Origin of the sequence: Pseudomonas izuensis, assembly GCF_002356535.2 — a bacterium.
GTDB classification, from domain to species: domain Bacteria; phylum Pseudomonadota; class Gammaproteobacteria; order Pseudomonadales; family Pseudomonadaceae; genus Aquipseudomonas; species Aquipseudomonas izuensis.
On sequence record NZ_AP017423.2, the window covers coordinates 1,561,072 to 1,585,648 of the forward strand.

Below are 24,577 nucleotides of genomic sequence, written 5' to 3' on the forward strand. Positions count from 1 at the left end.
AACTCCTAGACCGCCGCCGAGCCGACACGGCCCTTGCGCAGTGCATCGATGACCGCTTCTTTCGGTCCGTCGGCGACGATCCGCCCGTTGTCCAGCACCACCAACCGATCCACCAGGCTGAGCATCGAGGTACGGTGGGTCACCAGCAGCACGGTTTTGCCCTGGACCCAGCCGTGGAGCTTTTGCCGCAGAACGTCTTCGCTGCTGTTGTCCATGGCGCTGGTGGGTTCGTCCAGCAGCATGATCGGCGGGTCCAGCAACAGCGCCCGGGCCAGCAGCACGGCCTGGCGTTGACCGCCGGACAGCAATTGCCCGCGCTCGCCGACGGGCCGGTCGAAGCCTTGCGGGTGTTGTCGGGCCAGTTCGGTGACGCCGGTCAGTTCCGCCACTTCGAGCATGCGCGCATCGCTGATGTAGCGCGCACCGAGGGTCAGGTTGTCGCGCAGGCTGCCGGCCAGCAGTGGCAGGTCGTGGGCGACATAACCGATCTGATGGCGCAGGTCGGCGACGTCCAGTTGTCGCAGATCCAGGCCATCGAGCAGCAACTGCCCTTCGGCAGGTTCGTAGAAGCCCATCATCAGTCGCGCGAGGGTACTTTTGCCCGAGCCGCTACGACCGATGATGCCGATCCGTTCGCCGGGTTTCACGCTGAAGCCGACATTGGCCAGCGCCGGTGCACTCTGGCCGTTGTAGTGGAACGTCACGCCGACCACATCCAGCGCGCCTTGCAGTTGCGTACGTTCCAGTGGCCGTTGCCGGGCATCCCTTTCCTGGGGCAGCGACATCAGCGCATCGGTGCTTTTCATGGTCAGTTGCGCTTGCTGGTAACGGGTGATCAACCCGGCGATTTGCCCCAGCGGCGCCAGTACCCGGCTGCCGAGCATGTAGGTCGCGACCAGTGCGCCGACGCTCAGGTTGCCGGCGATGATGCTGTAGACCCCGGCGACGATGGTTGCCATCCCGGAAAATTGCTGGATGAACAGCGTGCCGTTGGTGGCCAGCGCTGCCAGGTTGCGTGCGTGGCTGTCGAGGCGGGTAAGGGCGCCGTGGGTGCTTTCCCATTTGTGCTGGCGTTCGCTTTCGGCGCTGCAGGCCTTGAGGGTTTCCAGGCCGCCGAGGGTTTCGATCAGCAGGGCCTGGCGTTCAGCCCCCAGGGTCAGGCTTTTTTGCACGGTGTCGCGCAGGCGTGCCTGGATCACCATGGCGAAAATGATCGTGATCGGGAACGCCAGGACCGGTATCACCACCAGCCAGCCGCCGAGCAGGCCGATCACCAGCAGCATCAGCAAGGCGAAGGGCAGGTCGATCAGGCTGGTGAGGGTCACAGCGGTGAGAAATTCGCGCAGGCCCTGGAAGTCATGAATGCTCTGGGCAAAACCGCCGATGGTCGCCGGACGCGCTTTCATCGCCATGCCGGTGATGCGTTCGAACAAGGTCGCCGACAGGATCACGTCGGTTTTCTTCCCGGCGGTGTCCAGCAAATGCGCGCGCACCACGCGCAGTACCAATTCGAAAACGGTGCCGATCAGCAAGCCGATGGACAACACCCACAGGGTCGATGTGGCCTGGTTCGGCACCACGCGGTCGTAGGTCTGCATCACGAACAGCGGCACCATCAGGCCCAGCAGGTTGATCAGGAAACTGGCGAGGATCGCGTCGCTGTACAGCCATTTCGACAGCTTCAGGGTGTCGCGAAACCAGGCCTGCACCCGCGGCACCAAGGGTGAGCGCAGGTCTTCGAGTTCATGCCGTGGCCGGGCGAACAGGGTCTGGCCAGAGTAATGCTCTGCAAGTTCTTCAGGGCTGATCCACTGTTCGCCGCCGTCGGCTTCGCTGGGCAGGATCAGCACCTTGCCGTCATCGCCGATGCGGCGTAGCACCGCTGTACGGCCGTTGTTCAGCAACAGCAGCACCGGCAGGTTGAGCGGGGAGATGTCCTTGAGGTCGCGGCGCAACAGGCGCGCCTGCAAACCGGCCCGGGCCGCTGCGCGGGGCAGCAGGTCCAGGCTCAGGCGTTGGTGTGCCATTGGCAGCCCGGCACTGAGGCTGGCACGACTGACCGTCGCGCCATGGAGTTTGCAGAGGATCAACAGACCGTCCAGCAGCGGGTCATCGAAGCTCAGGCGCGGATCGACACCAGTGTTGCCGGGTTCCATGCTGGTCACATTGATCGCTCCCGTATTTGCACAACTGACTGTAGGAGCGAGCTTGCTCCGGGCGGCGTTCCGACGATGAACCTGAGAGCGCCGCGGGGTGTCAGGCTTCCCGCGTCATCATTAACGATCATCGCGAGCAGGCTCGCTCCTACAGAGGGCCCTATTTGAGTTCCGGCAGACGAGCTTCACTTTTGACTTCGGCCTGGGCAATCGCATCGGCAGGCAATACAACCCGCTGTTTGCTCAACAGCTGGCCCATGTTGGCCAGGACCCGGTACATCGAAAACTCCTCGGTGTAGCGCACTTCGGTGTAGCGGCGGTTGGCGTTGTAGAGTTCGTTTTCACTGTCCAGCAAGTCGAGCAGGGTGCGTTGGCCGAGGCCGAATTGATCCTGATAGGCCATGCGCACACGTTTACTGGTATCGGCGTATTCACGGGCGGTCGGGGTCTGCTTCTTGGCGTTGACCATGGCGTTCCAGGCCAGGTGGATGTTTTCGTTGAGCTGGCGCAGGGCATTGTTGCGGATGTCCATTGCCTGATTGATCTTGTGCGCGTCGGATTGCAGGCGAGCCTTGTCGCTGCCGCCACGGAACAGGTTGTAGTTCATCACCACGCCGACTCGCCATTCGTTGTCATGGCCCTTGTCGCCCTGAATATTGTTGTTGGCGCCTACGGCGGCTTCGGCGTCGAAGCGTGGGTAGAACGGCGACTTGGCGACCTCGTACTGGCTCTCGGCCGATTGCACGTCGGCCTGCGCGGACTTCAGGTAGGGGTTGTTTTCCACCATGCTTTGCTGGGCTTCCAGCAGGGTGGCCGGCAGTTCGCCTCGCGTCGAAGGCGGGGCTTCCAGTTCATCGGGCAGGCGACCTACGACAGCGGCAAAATTGGCTTCCGCATCCGCCAGGTCCACTTCGGCGGTGTCGAGGTTGTTCTCCGCCAGTGCCCGGCGAGCGGTGGACTGGTCGGCGTCGGCATTACTGCCGATACCGCGTTGGGTGCGCAGGCCGATCTGGTCGTTGACTCGCAAGTGGGCTTGCAGGTTGTTCTTGGCCAGTGTCACCAGTTCACGGCGCTTGAGCACTTCGAGGTAGACCTCGATGGTGCGCAGGGCCAGATCCTGGGCGGTGCCCTGGGCGTAATAGGCCCGGGAGTTGACCACGCCTTTGGTGCGCTCGACTTCATTGGCAGTATTGAAGCCATCGAAGAGCATCTGGCGCAGGCGCAGTTCCGACTGGGTGTAGTTGAGGATCGACGTGTGGTGATCGCCGAACGCCCGGGTATTGGTGTTATCGCTGTACCCGCGCCCGTAGGCGGCATTCAGGTCAACCGATGGATAAAAGCCCCCCTTGGCGACCTTCACGTCCTCATCAGCCGACAGACGGCTGTCCACCCGCGACGCCAGTTCAGGGTGGGTCGCAATAGTGCTCTGGATCGCTTCGGTCAATGACATGGAATGAGCCTGAGAGGTCCAGGCCATGGCCAGTAAAACGGCAGTGCAGAGGGGGCTTAATCGGCGCATGGATGTATCTCCCTGATTCCTGATGGTGCTTTATCAGTCGCCAATTATTTGACGACTTTTATAGGTAAACCGTTTCATGCTTTTAACATCAGAGCTAAGAACATTCTGGGGACAAGCTAAGAAGAATTTTTCATAGCGGTTATGCCGAAAAAAACTTATGCGCTCTGCAAAATCCAGCACATTGTTCACTGGCGAAGCCCTTGATTTATGAGCTTTAGGGCGCTCATTCGGGCTCGTGAAAAGTTTCGATTCACTTATCGACATAGGGCGGAGAAGTGCTGGAGGGGAGGGATGTGTAGCGGAATTGAGTGACGGTTTTTTGTCACACTGGTGGTTCAGGACCGTTACGCTTCGCTTGCAGGGCACCTGTTTGTGATTTGGATTCCAATGCCATTGATTGCAAAGGGATTACTTCAAACCGCTACGTGACCTGCGGGCAACACGCCGGGCGAGATCGTCGCCAGGGCAGCGGCTTACTCAAGTAACCCCGCTGACCGGTAGACGATCCGCCGGGCAACCCGTTTGAGCCATCCATGAGCATGTTCTTCGCAACAAAAAAGTGCCGACAGCATGTTGGCAGCGGAGGAGATGCACATGGCTACGCTCATCGGTATCGTCAGTAAGGTCATCGGTCAGGTGTTCGCAGTGGCGGGCGACGGCACTCGTCGCGTTCTGATCGAGGGCGACCGATTGTTCGCCGGTGAACAACTCAATACCGGGGCCGAAGGTGCCGTGGCGGTGCATCTGGAAAATGGCAAGGAGCTGACCCTCGGACGGGGCAGCAGCCTGCAAATGAACGCTCAGTTGCTCGCCCATGAATCGCCCCACGTCAACACGGCCGAAGCGGTGACGCCGAGCCAGACGCAACTGAGCGATGTCGAGCAACTGCAAAAAGCCATTGCTGCCGGTGATGACCCGACGCAGACCGCCGAAGCCACGGCGGCCGGGCCGGGTTCGACCGGGCCTGGCGGTGGCGCACTGGGCGGCGGCCACAGTTTTGTATTGCTTGAGGAAGTGGGCGGGCGGGTCGATCCGATCATCGGCTTCCCTACAGCCGGTTTCAATGGCATTCCCGAACTTCCCGAAGAGCGGCACGATGCCGCTATCAACACTGGGGATGACACCCCGGCGCCAGTGATCACGCCTGCCGTGAACAACCCGGTGACCCTCAACGGGCTGTCGGTGGCGGGGGGCGAACTGACCGTCAACGAAGCCAATCTCGCCGGTGGCTCGGCCAGCAATCCCGCGGCATTGACCCAGAACGGCACGTTCACCATCACGGCGCTCGACGGGCTGAACAACCTGAGCATCGGCGGGATCAGCGTCATCAGCGGCGGTATCGCCGCAGGCTTCCCGCAGTCAATCACCACGCCGCTGGGTAGTACCCTGACCATCACCGGTTACAACCCGGCCACGGGCGTGGTTAGTTACAGCTACACCCTCAACGGCAACGAGCCCCATACATCCGGTGACGGCACCACCCTCAGCGAACACTTCACCGTGGTGGCTGGCGACAGCAATGGCGACACCGCCACCGGTTCACTGGACGTCAACATCACCGATGATGTGCCCAAAGCGTACGACGACCACAATGGCACGGCATCGGAAACTCACCTTGTCCTCAATGGCAACGTGCTGACCAACGATGTGCAAGGCGCGGACCGCGTGCCGGTCGGCCCGAGCAGCGGCCCGATCACCCCCGGCACGTTCGTCGGTACCTACGGCACCCTGGTGCTCAATGCCAACGGCACCTACACCTACACCCTGAACACCAGCGATGCCGATTTCAAAGCGCTGCATGGCGGCGGCAGCGGCACCGAAAATTTCACCTACACCCTCACCGATGCCGACGGCGACACCAGCACCGCCCACCTGATACTGAACATTCACAACAACGACGATGGCGTGACCCTCAATGGCCTCGATGCGCAGGGCGGCGAACTGACGGTCTATGAAAAGAACCTCAGCGACGGCACCAGCCCCAATGCCCCGGCCCTGACCCAGAGCGGTACCTTCACCGTCAGCGCGCTGGATGGCCTGCAAACCCTGACCGTGGGTGGCATCACCGTGGTCAGCGGTGGCGTGGCCGCAGGTTTTCCGCAAACCATCACCACCCCCTTGGGCAGCACCTTTACCATCACCGGCTATAACCCGGCGACCGGCGTGGTCAGCTACAGCTACACCCTGGTGGATAACGAAGCGCATCCGAACGCCAATGGCGCCAACAGCCTCACCGAGCACTTCAATGTCGTTGCCACCGACACCGATGGCAGCACCGCCACCGGGCAAATCAACGTCAACATCGTCGACGATTTGCCGACCGCCAAACCCGACGCCGACTCCGTGCAGGAGGGCGGTACGGTCAGCGGCAACGTGCTGGACAACGACATCGGCGGCGCCGACGGCCCGGCGGCCAGTGGCGCGGTGGTGGGCGTGCGCGCCGGTTCGGACACCTCGACCTCGGCCATCGGCGGCTTGAACAGCCAGATCAACGGCACCTACGGCTACCTGACCCTCGATGCCCACGGCAATGCGGTCTATCACAGCAACCCGAACAGCGTGAGCGGCCCCGGCGCGACCGACGTTTTCACCTACACCGTGCGCGATGCCGATGGTGATGAAAGCACCACGACCATTACGATCGACGTGTACAACAGCGGCCTGAAAGCCGTCAGCGACAGCGACGTCACCGTGTACGAAAAAGCCCTGGACCTGAACAAGGACGGCCAGGACCTGGCCGCCGGCAGCGTCATCGGCAGCCAGCCGGGCAGCACCGGCGAAACCGCCAGCGGCACGCTGGTCGGCTCGGTCACCGGGGCTGTCGGGGCGATCACCTACACCCTGGTCGGCAGCGCCACCGGAACGTACGGGCAAATTCACCTCAACCCGAACGGCACCTACACCTACACCCTGACGTCACCACCGAGCACGACGCCGCACGCCAATGACGGCGCCAACGTCACCCATGAAAGTTTCACCTATCAGGCCACCGATTCCCTGGGCAACACCGTCACCAGCACCATCGTGGTGAACATCGTCGATGACGTACCGACCGCCAAGGCGGATCACGATTCCGTGGTAGAAGGCGGCACCGTCAGCGGCAACGTGCTGGACAACGACATCGGCGGCGCCGACGGCCCGGCGGCCAGTGGCGCGGTGGTGGGCGTGCGCGCCGGTTCGGACACCTCGACCTCGGCCATCGGCGGCTTGAACAGCCAGATCAACGGCACCTACGGCTACCTGACCCTCGATGCCCACGGCAACGCGGTCTATCACAGCAACCCGAACAGCGTGAGCGGCCCCGGGGCGACCGACGTTTTCACCTACACCGTGCGCGATGCCGATGGCGACGAGAGCACCACCACCATCACCATCGACGTGTACAACAGTTGCCTGAAAGCGGTCAGCGACAGCGACGTCACCGTGTACGAAAAAGCCCTGGACCTGAACAAGGACGGCCAGGACCTGGCCGCCGGCAGCGTCATCGGCAGCCAGCCGGGCAGCACCGGTGAAACCGCCAGTGGCACGCTGGTCGGCTCGGTGACCGGGGCTGTCGGGGCGATCACCTACACCCTGGTCGGCAGCGCCACCGGAACGTACGGGCAAATTCACCTCAACCCGAACGGCACCTACACCTACACCCTGACGTCACCACCGAGCACGACGCCGCACGCCAATGACGGCGCCAACGTCACCCATGAAAGTTTCACCTATCAGGCCACCGATTCCCTGGGCAACACCGTCACCAGCACCATCGTGGTGAACATCGTCGATGACGTGCCGACTGCCAAGGCGGATCACGATTCCGTGGTAGAAGGCGGCACCGTCAGCGGCAACGTGCTGGACAACGACATCGGCGGCGCCGACGGCCCGGCGGCCAGTGGCGCGGTGGTGGGCGTGCGCGCCGGTTCGGACACCTCGACCTCGGCCATCGGCGGCTTGAACAGCCAGATCAACGGCACCTACGGCTACCTGACCCTCGATGCCCACGGCAACGCGGTCTATCACAGCAACCCGAACAGCGTGAGCGGCCCCGGGGCGACCGACGTTTTCACCTACACCGTGCGCGATGCCGATGGCGACGAGAGCACCACCACCATCACCATCGACGTGTACAACAGTTGCCTGAAAGCCGTCAGCGACAGCGACGTCACCGTGTACGAAAAAGCCCTCGACCTGAACAAGGACGGCCAGGACCTGGCCGCCGGCAGCGTCATCGGCAGCCAGCCGGGCAGCACCGGCGAAACCGCCAGCGGCACGCTGGTCGGCTCGGTGACCGGGGCTGTCGGGGCGATCACCTACACCCTGGTCGGCAGCGCCACCGGAACGTACGGGCAAATCCACCTCAACCCGAACGGCACCTACACCTACACCCTGACGTCACCACCGAGCACGACCCCCCACGCCAACGATGGCGCCAATGTCACCCATGAAAGTTTCACCTATCAGGCCACCGACGCCCTGGGCAACACCGTCACCAGCACCATCGTGGTGAACATCGTCGATGACGTGCCGACTGCCAAGGCGGATCACGATTCCGTGGTAGAAGGCGGCACCGTCAGCGGCAACGTGCTGGACAACGACATCAGCGGCGCCGACGGCCCGGCGGCCAGTGGCGCGGTGGTGGGCGTGCGCGCCGGTTCGGACACCTCGACCTCGGCCATCGGCGGCTTGAACAGCCAGATCAACGGCACCTACGGCTACCTGACCCTCGATGCCCACGGCAACGCGGTCTATCACAGCAACCCGAACAGCGTGAGCGGCCCCGGGGCGACCGACGTTTTCACCTACACCGTGCGCGATGCCGATGGCGACGAGAGCACCACCACCATCACCATCGACGTGTACAACAGTTGCCTGAAAGCCGTCAGCGACAGCGACGTCACCGTGTACGAAAAAGCCCTCGACCTGAACAAGGACGGCCAGGACCTGGCCGCCGGCAGCGTCATCGGCAGCCAGCCGGGCAGCACCGGCGAAACCGCCAGCGGCACGCTGGTCGGCTCGGTGACCGGGGCTGTCGGGGCGATCACCTACACCCTGGTCGGCAGCGCCACCGGAACGTATGGGCAGATCCTGCTCAACCCCGATGGCACCTACACCTACACCCTGACCTCGGCGCCGAAAACCGCGCCGGGCGCCAACGATGGTCCGAACACCCTGAGCGAAAGCTTTACCTACAAAGCCACCGATGCGCTGGGCAACAGCACCACCAGCACCATCGTGGTGAACATCGTCGATGACGTGCCCAAAGCCGTGGCCTCGGAGCGGTCGGTGTCAGCGGTCGAGATCGACTCCAACCTGCTGCTGATCATTGACGTGTCCGGCAGCATGGCCGACTCATCGGGTGTACCGGGCCTCTCGCGGCTGGAGCTGGCCAAGCAGGCGATCAGTGCATTGCTCGACAAGTACGACGACCTTGGCGATGTCAAAGTGCAGATCGTGACGTTCAGCAGCAACGCCACCGACAAAACCTCGGTATGGGTGGATGTGGCCACGGCCAAGTCGATCATCTCCGGCCTGTCGGCGGGCGGCGGTACCAACTACGACGCGGCGGTGGCTGTGGCGCAAGACGCGTTCAACACCAACGGCAAACTGACAGGGGCACAGAACGTCGGCTATTTCTTCTCCGACGGCAAACCCAACGAAGGCTCCATTGGCGGAGGGGACGAGGCGAACTGGAAAGATTTCCTCACCGAGAATCAGATCAAGAGCTACGCGATCGGCCTGGGTAAAGGCGTCGACAACGATGCCCTCGATCCGCTGGCCTATGACGGTACCGGCGCAGGCACCAATACCAACGCGGTGATCGTCACCGACCTCGGGCAGCTCAACTCGGTGCTCTCGGGCACCGTTATCGGTGTGCCTGTCACCGGTTCGTTGCTGGGCGAGGGCGGTACGTTCGGGGCCGATGGCGGCTTCGTCAAAACCATCACCGTCGACGGCACCACTTACACCTATGACCCGAAAGGCAACAGCAACCAGGGTTCGCTGAACTTCAGCGGCGGCGCCAACCATGGCACCTTCAACACCATCAACAACACCTTGAGCATCGCCACCGACAACAAAGGCACCCTGGTGGTGAACCTCGATACGGGCGAATACAGTTACGTATCGCAGAAAACCACCTCGGTGGTGTTCACCGAAAACATCGGCTTCACCGTCAGCGACAACGATGGCGATCTCGCCAGTTCGAGCCTGGTAGTCAAAGTCATTCCGAATGCGCCACCGGTGGCCACCGATGATCACATCATCACCAACGTGCTCTCGGGCAACATAACGGTGCCGGGCGAGTTGCTGCTGGCCAATGACACCGATCCTGATGGCGATTCGCTTAACGCATCGCCAACCACCTTCACTACGGGCTGGTTGGCCAAAGGCGCGGACTTCACCGGTACCGGTGCGATCAACTTCTCCGGCAGCGGTGTCAAACCGAGCAACCAGAACCTGGCCGATGTGCGCGGTGCATTCGCGGCCAATACCGCCACGATGACGGCATTGCTGGTGATCAGTGGTTATCTGGGGCCGGTCACCGCGGCCAATACCAACGATGAGGACCGTATCACCGTCAACCTCAAACAGGGCGAGACCCTCAACCTGGACCACAACCTGGCCGCCGGCCATATCACCATGGAGTACTCCATCAACGGCGGCGCCTGGATTGCGCTCGCCGATGGCCAGACCATCACGGCGGCGTCGGACGGCGTGTACCAGATCCACGTCACCAACATCACCAACACCAGTGGCAGCGGCGTCAACAACTCGGAAAGCTACCAGCTGACGATGAAACTCGACTACTCCGGTGCGCATGACATCACCCCGGACTACCACGGCACCTACACCGCCAGCGACAGCCATGGCGGCAGTGACAGCGCCAACGTGACGATCAGCTACCAGGATGGGCACACCCTCACCGGGACCGCCGGCAACGACACGCTGGTGGCGGGCAGCGGCGACAACATCCTCAATGCCGGTGACGGCAACGACATCCTCATCGCCGGCACCGGCAACAACGAGTTGCACGGCGGTGCCGGCAATGACTTGCTGTTCAGCGGGCCGGGCAATGACCTGCTCGACGGCGGCTCAGGCAACGATACCGCCAGCTATGCCCATGCCACGGCTGGCGTCACGGTCAATCTGGGGCTGACCGGGGCGCAGAATACCTTCGGTGCCGGCACCGACACCCTGACGGGCATCGAGAATCTCGTGGGTTCGAACTACAACGACAACCTGACCGGTGACAACAACAGCAACATCATCACCGGCGGCCTGGGCAACGACGTGCTCAATGGCGGCGGCGGGGACGACTTGCTGATCGGTGGCCTGGGCAACAACACCCTGACCGGCGGCAGCGGCGCCGACACCTTCCAGTGGCTCAAGGGCAACAGCGGCCATGACGTGATCACCGACTTCACGCCGGGCACCGACAAACTCGACCTGTCGCAACTGCTGCAAGGGGAAAACGGCACGGCGGCCTCGCTGGATGACTACCTGCACTTCACCGTCAGTGGCAGCGGTGCATCACTGGTGACCAGCATCGACGTCAGCGCCATGGCCGGCGCGGCACCGAACCAGACCATCGACCTGGCCGGCGTCAACCTGGCCAGCCATTACGGCGTCACGCCAGGGGCGGGCGGGGTGATCTCCGGTGCAGACTCGGCAACCATCATCAACGGCATGCTCAATGATCATTCGTTGAAGGTGGATACCGTGTGATCTGAAGGCCTGGTTCACACAAATCCCCTGTGGGAGCGAGCCTGCTCGCGAATGCGGACTCACATTCAACAGTGATGTTGACTGAGCCACCGCTTTCGCGAGCAGGCTCGCTCCCACAGGGTTACATGGAGTTATTCACATCGGCTCCGGCGGCCCGATCAATCTGCCCATCACCCCGAATACCCCCAACGCCTTGATCGTCTCCAGCTCTCCCTGGGTCTCGACCATTTCTGCAATCAATGGCAAATCAATGTTGTTGGTGGCCCTGAAGATCGCCTCGATAAACAGCCGTTTATCCTGTTGTTCATCGATATGCCGGATGTAGGCACCATCGATTTTCAGATACGCCAGGCCCAATTGGGTGAGGTTACCGATCTGGCTGAAGCTGCCTCCGAAATGCTGCAGGCCGATGCGGTAGCCGGTGTCGAGCAGGCTATGGCTCAATCGCTGCAGCTCCTCGGGAGGCGGCAGTTGGCGTTCATCGATTTCCAGGGTCAGCAACGGTGCCAGTTCCGGCAGTGATTCGAGCATGTCGAGGATCAGTTGCAGCTGCGGCTGATCGCGCAAGGTGCTGCCGGACAGGCTCAGTGCCAACGGCCAGCGATTGACGGCAAGGTATTCGAGGGTCGCTTCGAGCATGGCCAGGTCGAAACGCGCGGACCAGCCGAGACGCTCGATCCACGGCAGGAAATGTCCGGCAGCAATCGCCTGGCCCTGCGGATCGAGCAGGCGTGCCAGGACTTTGTGGTGCAGCACTTCACTGGTGTCGGCACATTGCACTACCGGCTGAAAATACAGCACTAACTGACCTTGGGTCAGGGCGTCGTCGATCCAGCTGCGCCAATCGTATTGGGACAGGTTCGGTGGGGTCTCGACGTGGCTCAGTTGTACCCAGGGGCGCTCGGGGTGTTGTCGAGCCTGGGTCAGCGCCTGATCAAGTCGCATGAGCACCTCGCTGGCCGGTTCACCGGGGTGGTAGGCGACGATACCCAGATGCGCAACTGGCATGCAGTCACTCGCACCGGTCTGACGCAGGTTTTCCAGGGTGGCACTGATTTCGGCGGCGAGGCGTGCGGCGTCCTCGGTACTCAGACCCTGCGTCAGCAGACTGAATTCGCCTCCGCGGTTGCGCGCCGCCAGCCAGGTGCGTCGTTCAGGCAGTTGGGTCAGACGCTTGAGCAGTTCGCCGACCGTGCCGATCAACGCATCGGTGCGTTGTCCGCCCAGGCGTTGATTGAGACCGGTCAAGTCATTGATCCGCAACATCAGCAAATGACCGTCGCAATGTTGCTCGGCGACCAGCAAGTGGTCTGCCAGTTGTTCATCCAGCAAGCGTCGGTTGGCCAGCCCGGTCAGGCTGTCCTGATAGGATTCGCTGCGCAGCTTTTCACTGCGCGCCGCCTCTTCAGTGAACAACGCCTTGAGCTTCTCGACCATCTGGTTCATTGCCAGCACGACGCGTTTCAATTCCGGTGTGCGGGGCAGTTTCGGCAGGCTCAGGAACTCGCGTTTACTGATGGCTTCGGCCTGCTTGACCAAACTTTCGAGTGGACGGAGTTGCCGACGTAACAGCCAACCCCCGAACACGGCGCTGAGTAATCCGCACACGACCAGCCAGATCAGGCTGCCGAGGGTACTGTCCCAGAGTTTGGCCAGGGCAAATTGCGGATTACTGAGCACTTCGACCCGTGCCGCCTGTTCCCAGCCGCGCATGATCAACGCGTCACCGCCCTGATGATGCAGATTGACCAGACTGACAAACCAGCCTGGCACGCCCTCGATCCGTGCCGGTGCGTTGCGCTCCACCAGCACCTGTTCACCCTCGACGTCGATGATGCGAATGCTGCTGAAGTAGCCACTGTCAAAAATTGAACTGACCATCAGTTCCATCATCGCCGGATCATCGATCTGCGCGGTCAGCGACAGACCCAGTGCCGTGGCTGCGTCCTGGGCGTGGGAGCGCAACTGACCGAGCATCTGTTCGCGTGAGCTTTCCAGACTGACAAAAAAGCTGCCGCTGAAGGCCACCAGCAGGAACAGGCATATGGCGAGAAACAATTGGTTGCGCAGTTTCATGGAGCGCTCCTTGCGGCAGCTTCAACCATCACCTACGGCGAAGCCTTCAGTCTGCATCTTTTGCAATACATCTTGCCAGCGCGACAACTTTTTCGAGTCGCTGCTGCGTTTGCCGCCATTGCTCCCCGGCAGGTACAGGCCCTCGGCATTGAAGGCGTACACCGGCAGCAGGTCTTTGCGTTGCGAAGCCGGGCGGATGTCGCCGATCAGGTTGTCGAGCACCAGCGGGTCGGCGCTGGGACTGCTATAGAACGTTAGCACCATATGCGCCTGGTTCTGGGTCAGCGCCTTGACGTAGGTGATGCGCAGCTTTTCGCTGGGAATCCCGAGATGGCGCAAGCTGAAATATTTCGCCAGGGCGTAGTCCTCGCAGTCGGCGGCCCCCTTGCTCAGGGACTCGACGGGCGTGGCCCAGTAATCGGTTTGATGCCAGATGCGCGTGTCGTCCTGAAAACTCAGTTGCTGATTGAAGAAGCGATTGACCGCATCCAGCTGTTCTTGCACGGGTGCATTGCGTTCGTCATGCAGCATTCGACCCCAGGCCTCGATTCGTCCCCGCGCCGGGTCGAGGGTGCCGTAGTGATGTTCGGCGGCCAGCAGGATCTGCGCAAAATCCCAGTCGGCCCAGGCACTGCCAAGCATGCTCAGCAGAAAACCGCTCAGCAGCAGCCAGCCGCCGAACCGAAGCCGGGGCGTTGGCCATCCTGGACTACGCGGACTGCGGGGCATGGCGGGCGGCTCGGATGCAGAGTTGTGAAGTCTAGGTGGTGTTTGGTGTGGGGGAGGGCTGGTCGTCGGCGAACAAGTATGCGTCCCCCTGTAGGAGCCGGCTTGCTGGCGAAAGCGGCAGTCCACTCAACAATGCAGTACCTGATACAACGCATTCGCCAGCAAGCCGGCTCCTACAGGTTCGCGTGTTCCCAATACCTTGAGTAGGGGTCGTAGAAATGGATATGCCCCCCTTTCAAAGGTCGGCAATCAGGGTGTGCGCAGGGTCTTCTGCCGAAGGATGTAAACCGTCACCAACACCGCACTGGTCAGCATGAACCCGCGTGCCCAGGGCATTGGCACCAGATAGCAGGAAAACAGAATGCTCGCCCACATCAAGCCGATGGCGTAGACCTTGCCCTTGAGCGGAATGCCGTTGCCGTCGAGGTAGTCGCGAATCCATGGGCCGAGCCGTGGATGATCGACCAGCCATTGATAGAAGCGTGGCGAGCTGCGGGCGAAACAGGCGGCCGCCAGCAACAGGAAAGGCGTGGTGGGCAACACCGGCAGGAAAATCCCGATCACCCCCAGCGCTACGCTCAGCCAGCCGATGGCCAGCAGCATGTAGCGCAACATCAGGGGGCGGTTGCCTATGGGGTTGTCCATAGGCCGGACCTTAGTGGTGGCGAGGCTTGAGGATCGCCGGCTTTTCGTCTGGTGCGTTGCACAGCAGGTACAGCGCAGTCAGGGCTTCCGGGATCTGCACGATCATGTCGTCCATCAGATTGGCGTCGGCGGCAATGTCGGAGAACTCCGGTTGCTCGTCGAACAGGCCCGAACCAACCATGATCGGCAGCAGCATTTCGCTGACTTCGTCTTCGGCGGTTTCGAACCAGGCTTCTTCGCGCAGGAACACGCCTTCCATGAAACCGATGCACCAGCCGCGCAGTTCGGAGTCATCGGGGTCGTCGCCCAGATCCAGGTCGCATGGCAGCTCGAACTCTTCATCCGAAGCCAGTTGACGGGCGATGTGGGCCTTGAGGCCGATCAGCGTGGCTTCGATCTCTTCGCGCTGGGCTTCGCCGCTGTAATGTGGCTCTTCGGCGAACAAAGCGTCGATCCACTCACGATCGGGTACGACTTCGGAACAGATCGACAGGGCGGTGAGGTAGCCGTGGGCGGCCACGTAGTCCAGCGCCTCGTCATGCAGTTCATCGGCGTCGAGGAAGACTTGCAGGCGGGTTAGTTGCTCAGCGAAGGACATTAAAGGGCTACCTTGGGGAATATTCGATGCGGGAATTCTAGGCCTTCTTGAGCGCTTGGGCCAGCCGCGCGGCATATTTGCCCCCTTGTGGCCTTGCACAACACCGTAATCCTTGTGGGAGCGAGCCTGCTCGCGAAGGCGGCATTACATTCAATATCAATGTTTACTGACCCACCGCTTTCGCGAGCAGGCTCGCTCCCACAGGTTTTGCATGGTAATGGCATTCAGGTGTCTTCTCAGCGGCGCCCTTTGCCGGACGGGGCTCGGGTATACTCGCGCGTTTTGTGATGCCCTGCTGGCGTCATGGCTGAAATGTGAAGCGTCATGCAATGCGCACTTACGATTTGTCGGTGCAGCATTGCGCGTTCTGCACCAGCCTTGGCAGGGATGTTTCGGTGATTTTTGGAGTTTTTATGCTCGAACAGGCTCAACGCGTCCTCAAGGACATCTTCGGCTACGACAGTTTCCGTGGCCGTCAGGGTGCAATCATTGAGCGCGTGGCCAGTGGCGGCGATGCCCTGGTTCTGATGCCTACCGGTGGCGGCAAATCCCTGTGCTTCCAGGTGCCTGCGCTGTTGCGCGAAGGCCTGGCGGTGGTGGTGTCGCCGCTGATCGCCTTGATGGACGATCAGGTCGCCACCCTCGAAGAGCTCGGTGTGGCCGCCGCTGCATTGAACTCCACCCTCAGCGCCGAGCAACAACGCGATCTGGCGGCCCGCATTCGGCGCGGTGAGGTGAAAATGCTTTACCTTGCGCCGGAACGCCTGGTCCAGCCGCGCATGCTGGCCTTTCTGCAAGGGCTGAACATCGCCCTGTTCGCCATCGACGAAGCACACTGCGTGTCACAGTGGGGCCACGACTTCCGCCCGGAATACCTGCAACTGGGCCAGTTGGCGGAAATGTTTCCCGACGTGCCGCGTATCGCCCTGACCGCAACCGCGGACAAACGCACCCGCGAGGAAATCGTCACTCGACTGCACCTGCAAAACGCCGAGCGTTTTCTGTCGAGCTTTGATCGGCCGAACATTTTTTACCGCATCGTGCCCAAGGAACAGCCGCGCAAACAACTGCTGGCGTTCCTCGCCGAGCGGCGCAGCGATGCCGGCATCGTCTATTGCCTGTCGCGCAAGAAAGTCGAGGAAGTCGCTGCGTTCCTCACCGAACAGGGCTTCCCGGCGCTGCCGTACCACGCCGGCCTGCCCAACGATTTGCGCGCCTATCATCAGAAGCGCTTCCTCAACGAGGAAGGCCTGATCATGGTCGCCACCGTAGCCTTCGGCATGGGCATCGACAAACCCAACGTGCGTTTCGTCGCACACCTGGATTTGCCGAAGTCCCTTGAGGCCTATTACCAGGAAACCGGGCGCGGCGGCCGTGACGGTCTGCCGGCGGATGCCTGGATGGCTTACGGCCTGCAAGATGTGGTGATGCTCAAGCAGATGCTGCAGAACTCCGAGGGTGACGAACGTCACAAGCGCCTGGAACAGCACAAGCTCGACGCGATGCTTTCGTTGTGCGAAGAGACCCGCTGCCGCCGCCAGACCCTGCTGGCCTATTTCGACGAAGACATGCCGCAGCCCTGTGGCCACTGCGACAACTGCATTGATGGCGTGCAAACCTGGGATGCCACCGAGCCAGCACGTCAGGCGTTATCGGCGATCTTCCGCACCGGTCAGCGCTACGGTGTGGGCCATCTCGTGGATGTGCTGCTGGGCAAGGATAACGAAAAGGTACGCAGCTTCGGACATCAGCATCTGTCGGTATACGGTGTTGGCAAGGCGCTTGGCGAAAGCGAATGGCGCTCGCTGTTCCGCCAGTTGGTGGCCCGTGGCCTGGCCGACGTTGATCATGAGGGCTACGGCGGCCTGCGCCTGAGCGACACGTGCCGGCCGCTGCTCAAGGGGGAAGTGACCCTGGAGCTGCGCCGCGACCTCAAGGCGCAAACCACCGTGAAAACCAGCAAGAGCCAGGCCAGCCAACTGGTCCGTGGCGAAGAGCGCGAACAATGGGAAGCCTTGCGCGCCCTGCGTCGCAAACTCGCCGAAGAGCATGGCGTGCCGCCGTACGTCATCTTCCCTGACTCGACCTTGCTGGAAATGCTGCGCAGCCAACCGACCTCGCTGGCGGAAATGGCCAGGGTCAGCGGTGTCGGCGCCCGCAAGCTGGAACGTTATGGCGAGGCCTTCCTCGAAGTCCTCGGCGGTCAGGTCGAGGCACCGAAGCCGGTGGCCGATGTGCGCCACGAGCTGATCACCCTGGCGCGAGCCGGCATGACACCGATGCAGATCGCCGGCCAGCTGCAATGCTCGGAAAAGAACGTCTACACCATGCTCGCCGAAGCCATTGGCAAGCAGCAGTTGTCCCTGGAACAGGCGCTGGATCTGCCCGAGGACTTGATGGGCGAAGTTCAGGATGCGTTTCTCGATGGAGAGGGTGAGCTACCGCCCGTGTCGGAGATTTCCGCCCTGTTTGCGGGTCGAGTGCCGGAGGGTGTTTTGTACTGTGTCCGGGCGGCGCTACAGTCCGAATTCGAGATTTAAGTGACTGGATTCACTGATGTAACGATTCAGTACAGAACAAGCCTTGCCTCAAATCGAGGCTCATGCTTAGCTGACTAATAATTAGTTTTTCTCTATTTCAGTCTAACCATGAGTGTTTTATGCCGTTAACCGAACAACACCGCTTTGGCATGCAACTGGCCCAGATGTCGCGTGGCTGGCGTGCCGAACTGGACCGCCGTCTGGCTGGCCTTGGACTGTCCCAGGCACGCTGGCTGGTGCTGTTGCACCTGGCGCGTTTCGACGAAGCCCCGACCCAACGAGAGCTGGCGCAAAGCGTCGGCGTCGAGGGACCTACCCTGGCCCGGCTGCTCGACAGTCTGGAGAGCCAGGGGCTGGTGCAACGTCAATCGGTTCTGGAAGACCGTCGTGCGAAGAAAATTGTCCTGTGTGCTCCGGCGCGCCCTCTGATCGAACAAATTGAAACCATCGCCAACCAACTGCGCCACGAATTGTTCGAAGGCGTCGATGAGGAGGATTTGAAGGTCTGCATGCGGGTTCACGGGCACATTCTGGCGAACCTGGAAAAATCTTGAGGCATAACCCCGGGCCAGACTTTTGAGATAGCGCTTTTAGCCGACTATAAGAACTACTGCGCAATATCGTGTTCGTACCGGATGTGCGAACACGTGCAAGGTGGTTCTGGTTATCTAAGGGATGCTCATGCTTGAGAGTCGGCTATTCGTTGTACGTTGTTGCGCCAGAGGGTTGCTGGCCGGTGCTGCTGTCACCTGGTCGGCCCTGGCGTCGGCGTTGGGCCTGGGTGAAATCACCCTGCATTCGGCGCTCAATCAGCCGCTACGCGCCGACATTGCCCTGGTGGATGCCGCCGGTCTGGAGGAGGGCGAACTTTCGGTCAGTCTGGCAACGGCGGACGAATTCAACCGCGCGGGTGTCGAGCGGGTATTTTTCCTCAATGACCTGAAATTCACACCGAACCTGCGGGGCAACCGCAGCTTGATTCAGGTGACTTCCAACAAGCCGGTCAATGAACCCTTTCTGAATTTCCTGGTGCAGCTCAACCAGCCCAATGGCCGTGTGCTGCGAGAATACACAGTCTTGATCGATCCTCCGGGTACGCCGGGGATTGTGCCCGCCGGTGATGAACCGCTGTCCAGTCGCCCGGCTTCGGCATTTCCGAGCGTCCAGCCCGCCGTTGCGCCCACGCCTGCGCCCAGGGAATCGCTGCCAGAACCTGCTGCCGTACCCACATCGGACCCTCTTGCCGAACAACTGGCTGCCAGCGCTCTGCAGAACCAGCAGTTACAGGCCACCATTGATGAACTCAATGCGAAGCTTCAGGCTCAGGAAGAGCGGATCGCTGTCGAGAAACAGCAGGTGGCTTCGCTGCAAACCCAATTGGCCGAGATCAGGCAAACGCCTGCGGAACCTGTCGCCCCGGTCGCTGTGGCGCCAACACCAGTCATTGTTGAAACGTCCAGTCCTGACTGGCTGTTGATCGGCGGATTGTTGGTATTGGTGGCGTTGGTATTGCTGGCTGTTTTGGTTCGCCGTCAACGGCAGCAGAGGCAGGCAACGTTCGGAGTGGAAGAGGGGCAGCCGTCCCGGCATGAACCACCGCTCAATCGCGCAGTAGAACCCGTGGCGCACACTAGTGTGCTGCGACCGGCACACGCTCATCCTGAAGAGACGCCTGCAAACGATGTGATGGAAGTGGTCGCGATCTATCTGACTTACGGCCGTTATGGCGAAGCCGTCAGTCTTTTGCGAGAGGCGATGGTCAAGGAGCCGCAACGCACCGAAGTGGGCGTGCAACTGTTGGAGGTGCTGGGCAAGCAAGGTGACGTCGCGGCCTATGAGGCACAAGAAACCAGCCTGCGAAACGCCGGGTTTGATACGCATAAGCTTCAGGGCATACGGGCGCACCATCCGAAGCTGGATCTGGTCGCACCGATCGCCCTCGCCACGACTATCGCACCGCCCATCGTCGCGGCACCTCAAGCCATCCCTGGAGACGAGTTCCATTTGAACCTCGATGAGCTGTCGATGGATACGAGCTGGGACCTGGCCGGCCCGTACGAAGACTCGCCAACCCGACCATCGAGTGAGCCGGTGCTGAGCGAACCCGGAATTGACTGGGAAGTCGAGTCGGTCTCTCAGTCCCTGGGTGACAGCTTTCTTGACGAATTCAGTGAGCCGGATCCATCGCTGGAGCTTGAACCGGTCGAACCGAGTCATGCAGGCAAACTGGCGCGAGCCCAGACCTGCATCGATGACGGCGACCTGGACAGCGCTATTGAGCTGCTCAACGAGTTGCTCAAGGAAGGCGATGAGCCGCTGAAGCAGACGGCCCAGAGTCTATTGGCCGGTATTCGATAGAATAGCGACAACGACCCAATGCGGGGCTTGCCCGCTCCCGCATTGGTTATCATTGTGGCGCCTACTGCCCTCAGGAATTCCACCCCCCATGACTACTCTCAAACCCGAAATCGTCATCACCTATTGCACCCAGTGCCAGTGGCTGCTGCGAGCAGCCTGGCTGGCCCAGGAGTTGCTCAGTACGTTTGGCGACGACCTTGGCAAAGTGTCCCTGGTGCCGGGAACCGGTGGGGTTTTTCACATTTTCTGCGACGAGGTGCAGATCTGGGAGCGCAAGGCCGACGGCGGTTTTCCGGAAGCGAAGGTGCTCAAGCAGCGGGTTCGCGACCGGATCGATCCGGACCGCGACCTGGGGCACAACGACCGCACTCAGTGAGATGCCGCTTCAGCGGCAACGGCTTTCTTGCTCGAGCTACTTGAGAGCCTGCTGGATACCACGATCGCGACGATGATCAGCGCGCCGCCGAGCAGCATGCGCAGGGTCGGGTTTTCATCGAACAACACCCAGGCCACGGTGATGCCATAAACCGGCTCCAGGGCGAAGACCACGGCGGCGGTCCGGGCCTTGATCACCGCCAGACTGGCAACGAACAGGCTATGGGCAACGCCGGTGCAAAATACCCCCAGCAGGCCGATCCACAGCCAGTCGATGGGACGCACTTCGCTCAATTGCGGTGCCGCCACCGGCAGCAGGCACAAAGCGACCACCACGTTCTGACACAGCGCCGCCTGCACCGGCGGGATGCGTGCAGAACTGGCGCGGTTGGTCAGCGACAGCAGGGCGAACAGCAAGCCGGACGCCACCGCCCAGAGCAGGCCGGTGGTGGCACCGCTGGCCAGGTCGAAATCAGGCGTCACCAACACCAGCCCGGCACTGACCAGCGCCACCAGCAAAATTTCATTGGTCCGAATCCGCTCGCGGAAAACCAGCCCTTCGAGGATCACGGTAAAGGCCGGGAAACTGGCAAAGCCCAGGGTCGCGATGGCCACGCCGGCAACCTTGACCGCAATGAAGAAACTGACCCAGTGCCCTGCCAGCAACAAGCCGCTGAGCAGCAGGCGGCGCCAATCCACGGCTTCGAGTTTTTGCCAGCGGGTGTTGCTGGCCAATCGCGCAAAGAACGCCAGCGCCAACACCGCGAATGCCGCTCGGCCAAAGACGATGATGGCCGGTGAAGCGGCTGCGAGTTTGCCGAACACGCCGGTGAGGCCGAACATCAGTGCGCCGATATGCAGGGCGCCAAGGGCGGTACGGGGAGTCATGGCAATCCTTGGTAAACGTAATGAACCCGGCCATTTAACCGCGCCCGTTGCCGTTGTGTCTGTCGCCAGACTCGCGTTATTTGTCGCCAGCCTCGCGCCGCAACTTGCCGGGCGATGCACCGAACTCACGCAGCACCGCGGCGGCAAAGGCACTCTGGGAGCTGTAACCGACGCGAGAGGCGATCTCGCCGATGGGCAGAGCAGAATCACGCAGCAAGGCCACGGCCTTGTGCAGGCGTCGGCTGCGGATGTAATCCATTGGCGTCTGCCCGCATTCGGCCACGAACCGCGCATGCAAGCGAGCGCTGGAGAGACCGGCGACGCGGGCCAGATCGGCGACTTGCAGCGGGTAGGCGGCGTATTGGTCGATGTGTGCATTCAGCGCAGCATAGGGCAGGCGCCGACCACCCACACTGTCGGGCCTGGCGTTGTTGAGGCTGGCCAGCAACAGCACCGCGCCTTGTTGCGCAATCACCGGGTCATCGACCGGGCTGTTGGCCAGCCAATTGACCAATTGGCTTTGCCCGGCATCCAGTGATAATCGGCCGGCGTTGTCGAGCAGGCGGCGACTGGCCTCGGCATGATCGCCCAAGGACCGGCAAAGCCATTGATCATCGGGTACATCCAGCACCAGGCAACGACTGCCATTGGTGCTGCCGCACGCATGATGAAAGCCCGAAGGAACCACCACGAAACTCTGTTGAACCACCTGGCTGCCACGTCCGTCGACTTCGAAATCCAGCGCACCCGACAGCCCGAACACCAGTTGGGCGTGCTCGTGGCTGTGGACGATCAGGTCTTCGGTGTACTGGCGAAGTGTGAGGATCGGTCTCATCGCGGGTCTCATGGCAGGTTTGATGAGTCAGGAGGCAGTCTACACCGACCCGGCGGGCTCGCGTTGTCACAGGACTGACTTGTCGCTGTCATGGGCAATTAACCCGGCTGGCGCAAGCTTGCCAAAACCAGTCTTGAGGGTTATCCATGACCAGCGCCGAGCTCGCCAAACCCAGTCGTAAGCAACGTGTGCGGACCTTGTGGATATCCGACGTGCATTTGGGCACGCGCGATTGCCAGGCGGAGCACTTGTCGCAATTTCTTAAGGGTTATCACGCGGATAAAATCTATCTGGTCGGCGACATCATCGACGGCTGGAAACTGCGCGGCGGCATGTACTGGCCGCAGGCTCACACCAATGTGATCCGGCGCCTGTTGACCATGAGCAAGCGCGGCACCGAGGTGATTTACGTCACGGGTAACCACGACGAATTCCTGCGCCGCTATTCCAAGCTGATCCTGGGCAACATCCAGTTGGTGGACGAAGCAGTGCACGTCACCGCCGATGGCCGGCATCTGCTGGTGATCCACGGCGATCAGTTCGACGTGATTACCCGCTACCACCGCTGGCTGGCATTTCTCGGTGATTCAGCCTACGAATTCACCCTGACCCTCAATCGCTGGCTCAACCATTGGCGCGCCCGTTATGGCTACGGCTACTGGTCGCTGTCGGCGTACCTCAAGCACAAGGTGAAAACCGCGGTCAGCTTCATCAGCGACTTTGAAGAGGCCATTGCCCATGAATGCGTCAAGCGCGAACTGCATGGCGTGGTGTGCGGGCACATTCACCATGCAGAGATTCGCAAAGTGGGTGGGGTCGATTACCTCAATTGCGGCGATTGGGTGGAATCGTGCACGGCGCTGATCGAGCATTGGGATGGCACGATCGAGCTGTATCGATTGGCCGATGCTCAGGCGCGCGAGGCGCAGTTGAAGGCGGCGAAGGTCGCAGAGTTGGCTTGAAAGTCGCGGTGTATGGACGGGCCTCTTCGCGAGCAGGCTCGCTCCCACAATGATTTGCGATGCACCGCAGATCCCCCTGTGGGAGCGAGCCTGCTCGCGATGGACCGCGAAGCGGTCCCACTGGATCTATCAGGCTGGCGCGCGCTCTTCCATCGCCGCCTTGTAGATCGAATTCTTCGGCTGGGCAAACAACCGTTCCATCATCGGTTCAAAAAAGCTCAGCGGCAGCGTGTCATACGCCGGGTCGAACGCCGCCGCATCGTATTTCGCGCAGAACTCGATGGTCGCCTGATACTGCGGATGACCTTTGAATTGCTCGCGCAAGTGCCGGTCCATGCCCAGGTGATGGAAAAAATAGTAGCCCTGGAAGATCCCGTGCTTTTCCACCATCCACAAATTCTCGGCGCTGACGAACGGCTTGAGAATCGCCGCCGCGATGTCCGGGTGATTGTAGGAGCCCAGGGTGTCGCCGATATCATGGAGCAGGGCGCAGATGACATATTCTTCATCGCGGCCATCACGCCAGGCGCGGGTGGCGGTTTGCAGGGAGTGGGTCAGGCGATCCACCGGAAATCCACCGAAATCACCTTCCAGCAGCTTCAGGTGCGCCACGATCCGGGTCGGCAATTGCCGGGCATAGGCACTGAAATCCGCGGCGATGATCGCCCAGTCTTCCTGTGTGCCATCTTTCATGTGGGTGAAACGGGCGTTGGCATTCATCGGCAATCCTCTTGTCTAGAACGATACGCGTCCCAGAATCATGTCCCGATACATGACGAAATCGCCAAGCAGGCTGTAGAAGGGATGCTGGAAGGTCGCAGGACGGTTCTTTTCAAAGAAGAAATGCCCGACCCAGGCGAAGCTGTAACCCGCCAGCGGCAAGGCCCACAACAGCATCCAGGCGCCTCGGCCAATGGTCAGCGCCAAAATGAAAATGACCAGTGTGGTGCCGATGAAGTGTAATCGGCGGCAGGTACTGTTGCTGTGTTCGCTGAGGTAATACGGGTAGAACTCGGCGAAGCTGTTGAACCGTCTGATGTTTTCCACGACTGCGATCTCTGTGGTTATTGTTCTGACTGCAAGTTGTTCGGCGGGTAGCTTATTTAAGTCTAGAGTGATCATTGGCGGCAGCCAGTGACAATCGGCGCCACTTTAGTATCCTTCGGAAATTGGCCGTGATTGG

At 61.2% G+C, this 24,577-nt stretch carries 16 protein-coding genes; 6 read left to right on the forward strand and 10 right to left on the reverse strand.

All coding sequences use genetic code 11. The features are described 5' to 3' along the window. Positions 1-5: 5 nt before the first annotated feature. Both LAB08_RS07115 and LAB08_RS07120 read right to left on the reverse strand, forming a co-directional pair. Positions 6-2,165, reverse strand: a complete 2,160-nt coding sequence (locus LAB08_RS07115) for a type I secretion system permease/ATPase (protein ID WP_096512880.1) — start codon at positions 2,163-2,165, stop codon at positions 6-8. A 151-nt stretch (positions 2,166-2,316) separates the two neighbouring features. Next, positions 2,317-3,675, reverse strand: coding sequence for a TolC family outer membrane protein (locus tag LAB08_RS07120; RefSeq protein ID WP_096512879.1), 1,359 nt, complete (start codon positions 3,673-3,675; stop codon positions 2,317-2,319). A gap of 594 nt (positions 3,676-4,269) precedes the next feature. Here LAB08_RS07120 and LAB08_RS07125 point away from each other — a divergent pair. Next, the gene (locus tag LAB08_RS07125) at positions 4,270-11,388 is read left to right on the forward strand and encodes a retention module-containing protein (RefSeq protein WP_217910641.1); all 7,119 of its coding nucleotides are present in this window, start codon (positions 4,270-4,272) and stop codon (positions 11,386-11,388) included. A gap of 135 nt (positions 11,389-11,523) precedes the next feature. On the opposite strand, the gene lapD is transcribed toward LAB08_RS07125, so the two are convergent. From lapD to LAB08_RS07145, 4 genes are all read right to left on the reverse strand, one after another. Further along, complete coding sequence (gene lapD, locus LAB08_RS07130; protein WP_096512878.1) at positions 11,524-13,464, reverse strand: cyclic di-GMP receptor LapD; 1,941 nt, start codon at positions 13,462-13,464, stop codon at positions 11,524-11,526. A 21-nt stretch (positions 13,465-13,485) separates the two neighbouring features. After that, positions 13,486-14,193: a cysteine protease LapG gene (gene lapG, locus LAB08_RS07135; protein ID WP_096512877.1), complete on the reverse strand. Its 708-nt coding sequence runs from the start codon at positions 14,191-14,193 to the stop codon at positions 13,486-13,488. Positions 14,194-14,442: 249 nt separating this feature from the next. Continuing rightward, positions 14,443-14,838, reverse strand: coding sequence for a YbaN family protein (locus LAB08_RS07140; protein WP_096512876.1), 396 nt, complete (start codon positions 14,836-14,838; stop codon positions 14,443-14,445). Between the two features lie 10 nt (positions 14,839-14,848). After that, positions 14,849-15,436, reverse strand: a complete 588-nt coding sequence (locus LAB08_RS07145; protein ID WP_007975277.1) for a UPF0149 family protein — start codon at positions 15,434-15,436, stop codon at positions 14,849-14,851. A 413-nt stretch (positions 15,437-15,849) separates the two neighbouring features. Here LAB08_RS07145 and recQ point away from each other — a divergent pair, with 413 nt between their 5' ends. The 4 genes from recQ to LAB08_RS07165 all read left to right on the forward strand — a co-directional run bounded on the left by recQ (position 15,850) and on the right by LAB08_RS07165 (position 20,710). Next, a complete protein-coding gene (gene recQ, locus LAB08_RS07150; protein WP_096512874.1) occupies positions 15,850-17,976 on the forward strand; it encodes a DNA helicase RecQ in 2,127 nt (708 codons plus the stop codon). A gap of 119 nt (positions 17,977-18,095) precedes the next feature. Beyond that, positions 18,096-18,530, forward strand: coding sequence for a MarR family transcriptional regulator (locus tag LAB08_RS07155; protein WP_096512873.1), 435 nt, complete (start codon positions 18,096-18,098; stop codon positions 18,528-18,530). Between the two features lie 127 nt (positions 18,531-18,657). Further along, positions 18,658-20,334, forward strand: coding sequence for a motility hub landmark protein FimV (locus LAB08_RS07160; RefSeq protein ID WP_096515525.1), 1,677 nt, complete (start codon positions 18,658-18,660; stop codon positions 20,332-20,334). Between the two features lie 88 nt (positions 20,335-20,422). Continuing rightward, a complete protein-coding gene (locus LAB08_RS07165; protein WP_096512872.1) occupies positions 20,423-20,710 on the forward strand; it encodes an Rdx family protein in 288 nt (95 codons plus the stop codon). Here the strand turns inward: LAB08_RS07165 and LAB08_RS07170 are convergent. Together LAB08_RS07170 and LAB08_RS07175 are read right to left on the reverse strand one after the other, a co-directional pair. Further along, the gene (locus tag LAB08_RS07170; RefSeq protein ID WP_096512871.1) at positions 20,704-21,597 is read right to left on the reverse strand and encodes a DMT family transporter; all 894 of its coding nucleotides are present in this window, start codon (positions 21,595-21,597) and stop codon (positions 20,704-20,706) included. The genes LAB08_RS07165 and LAB08_RS07170 overlap by 7 nt on opposite strands. 76 nt (positions 21,598-21,673) lie before the next feature. Continuing rightward, on the reverse strand, positions 21,674-22,432 hold the full coding sequence (locus tag LAB08_RS07175; protein WP_096512870.1) for a helix-turn-helix transcriptional regulator: 759 nt from the start codon (positions 22,430-22,432) through the stop codon (positions 21,674-21,676). Between the two features lie 146 nt (positions 22,433-22,578). On the opposite strand from LAB08_RS07175, the gene LAB08_RS07180 reads away from it, so the two are divergent. Next, the gene (locus tag LAB08_RS07180; RefSeq protein WP_096512869.1) at positions 22,579-23,394 is read left to right on the forward strand and encodes a UDP-2,3-diacylglucosamine diphosphatase; all 816 of its coding nucleotides are present in this window, start codon (positions 22,579-22,581) and stop codon (positions 23,392-23,394) included. A 129-nt stretch (positions 23,395-23,523) separates the two neighbouring features. On the opposite strand, the gene LAB08_RS07185 is transcribed toward LAB08_RS07180, so the two are convergent. Then, positions 23,524-24,114, reverse strand: a complete 591-nt coding sequence (locus LAB08_RS07185) for an HD domain-containing protein (protein WP_096512868.1) — start codon at positions 24,112-24,114, stop codon at positions 23,524-23,526. Between the two features lie 15 nt (positions 24,115-24,129). Further along, a complete protein-coding gene (locus LAB08_RS07190; RefSeq protein WP_096512867.1) occupies positions 24,130-24,441 on the reverse strand; it encodes an Mpo1-like protein in 312 nt (103 codons plus the stop codon). Between the last annotated feature and the right edge of the window lie 136 nt (positions 24,442-24,577).

Coding starts and splice junctions, on each gene's coding strand:
- recQ (WP_096512874.1), top strand. CDS start 15,850: ATGCTCGAACAGGCTCAACGCGTCCTCAAGGACATCTTCGGCTACGAC.
- lapD (WP_096512878.1), bottom strand. CDS start 13,464: ATGAAACTGCGCAACCAATTGTTTCTCGCCATATGCCTGTTCCTGCTG.
- LAB08_RS07165 (WP_096512872.1), top strand. CDS start 20,423: ATGACTACTCTCAAACCCGAAATCGTCATCACCTATTGCACCCAGTGC.
- LAB08_RS07140 (WP_096512876.1), bottom strand. CDS start 14,838: ATGGACAACCCCATAGGCAACCGCCCCCTGATGTTGCGCTACATGCTG.
- LAB08_RS07125 (WP_217910641.1), top strand. CDS start 4,270: ATGGCTACGCTCATCGGTATCGTCAGTAAGGTCATCGGTCAGGTGTTC.
- LAB08_RS07175 (WP_096512870.1), bottom strand. CDS start 22,432: ATGAGACCGATCCTCACACTTCGCCAGTACACCGAAGACCTGATCGTC.
- LAB08_RS07120 (WP_096512879.1), bottom strand. CDS start 3,675: ATGCGCCGATTAAGCCCCCTCTGCACTGCCGTTTTACTGGCCATGGCC.
- LAB08_RS07180 (WP_096512869.1), top strand. CDS start 22,579: ATGACCAGCGCCGAGCTCGCCAAACCCAGTCGTAAGCAACGTGTGCGG.
- LAB08_RS07185 (WP_096512868.1), bottom strand. CDS start 24,114: ATGAATGCCAACGCCCGTTTCACCCACATGAAAGATGGCACACAGGAA.
- lapG (WP_096512877.1), bottom strand. CDS start 14,193: ATGCCCCGCAGTCCGCGTAGTCCAGGATGGCCAACGCCCCGGCTTCGG.
- LAB08_RS07170 (WP_096512871.1), bottom strand. CDS start 21,597: ATGACTCCCCGTACCGCCCTTGGCGCCCTGCATATCGGCGCACTGATG.
- LAB08_RS07160 (WP_096515525.1), top strand. CDS start 18,658: ATGCTTGAGAGTCGGCTATTCGTTGTACGTTGTTGCGCCAGAGGGTTG.
- LAB08_RS07155 (WP_096512873.1), top strand. CDS start 18,096: ATGCCGTTAACCGAACAACACCGCTTTGGCATGCAACTGGCCCAGATG.
- LAB08_RS07145 (WP_007975277.1), bottom strand. CDS start 15,436: ATGTCCTTCGCTGAGCAACTAACCCGCCTGCAAGTCTTCCTCGACGCC.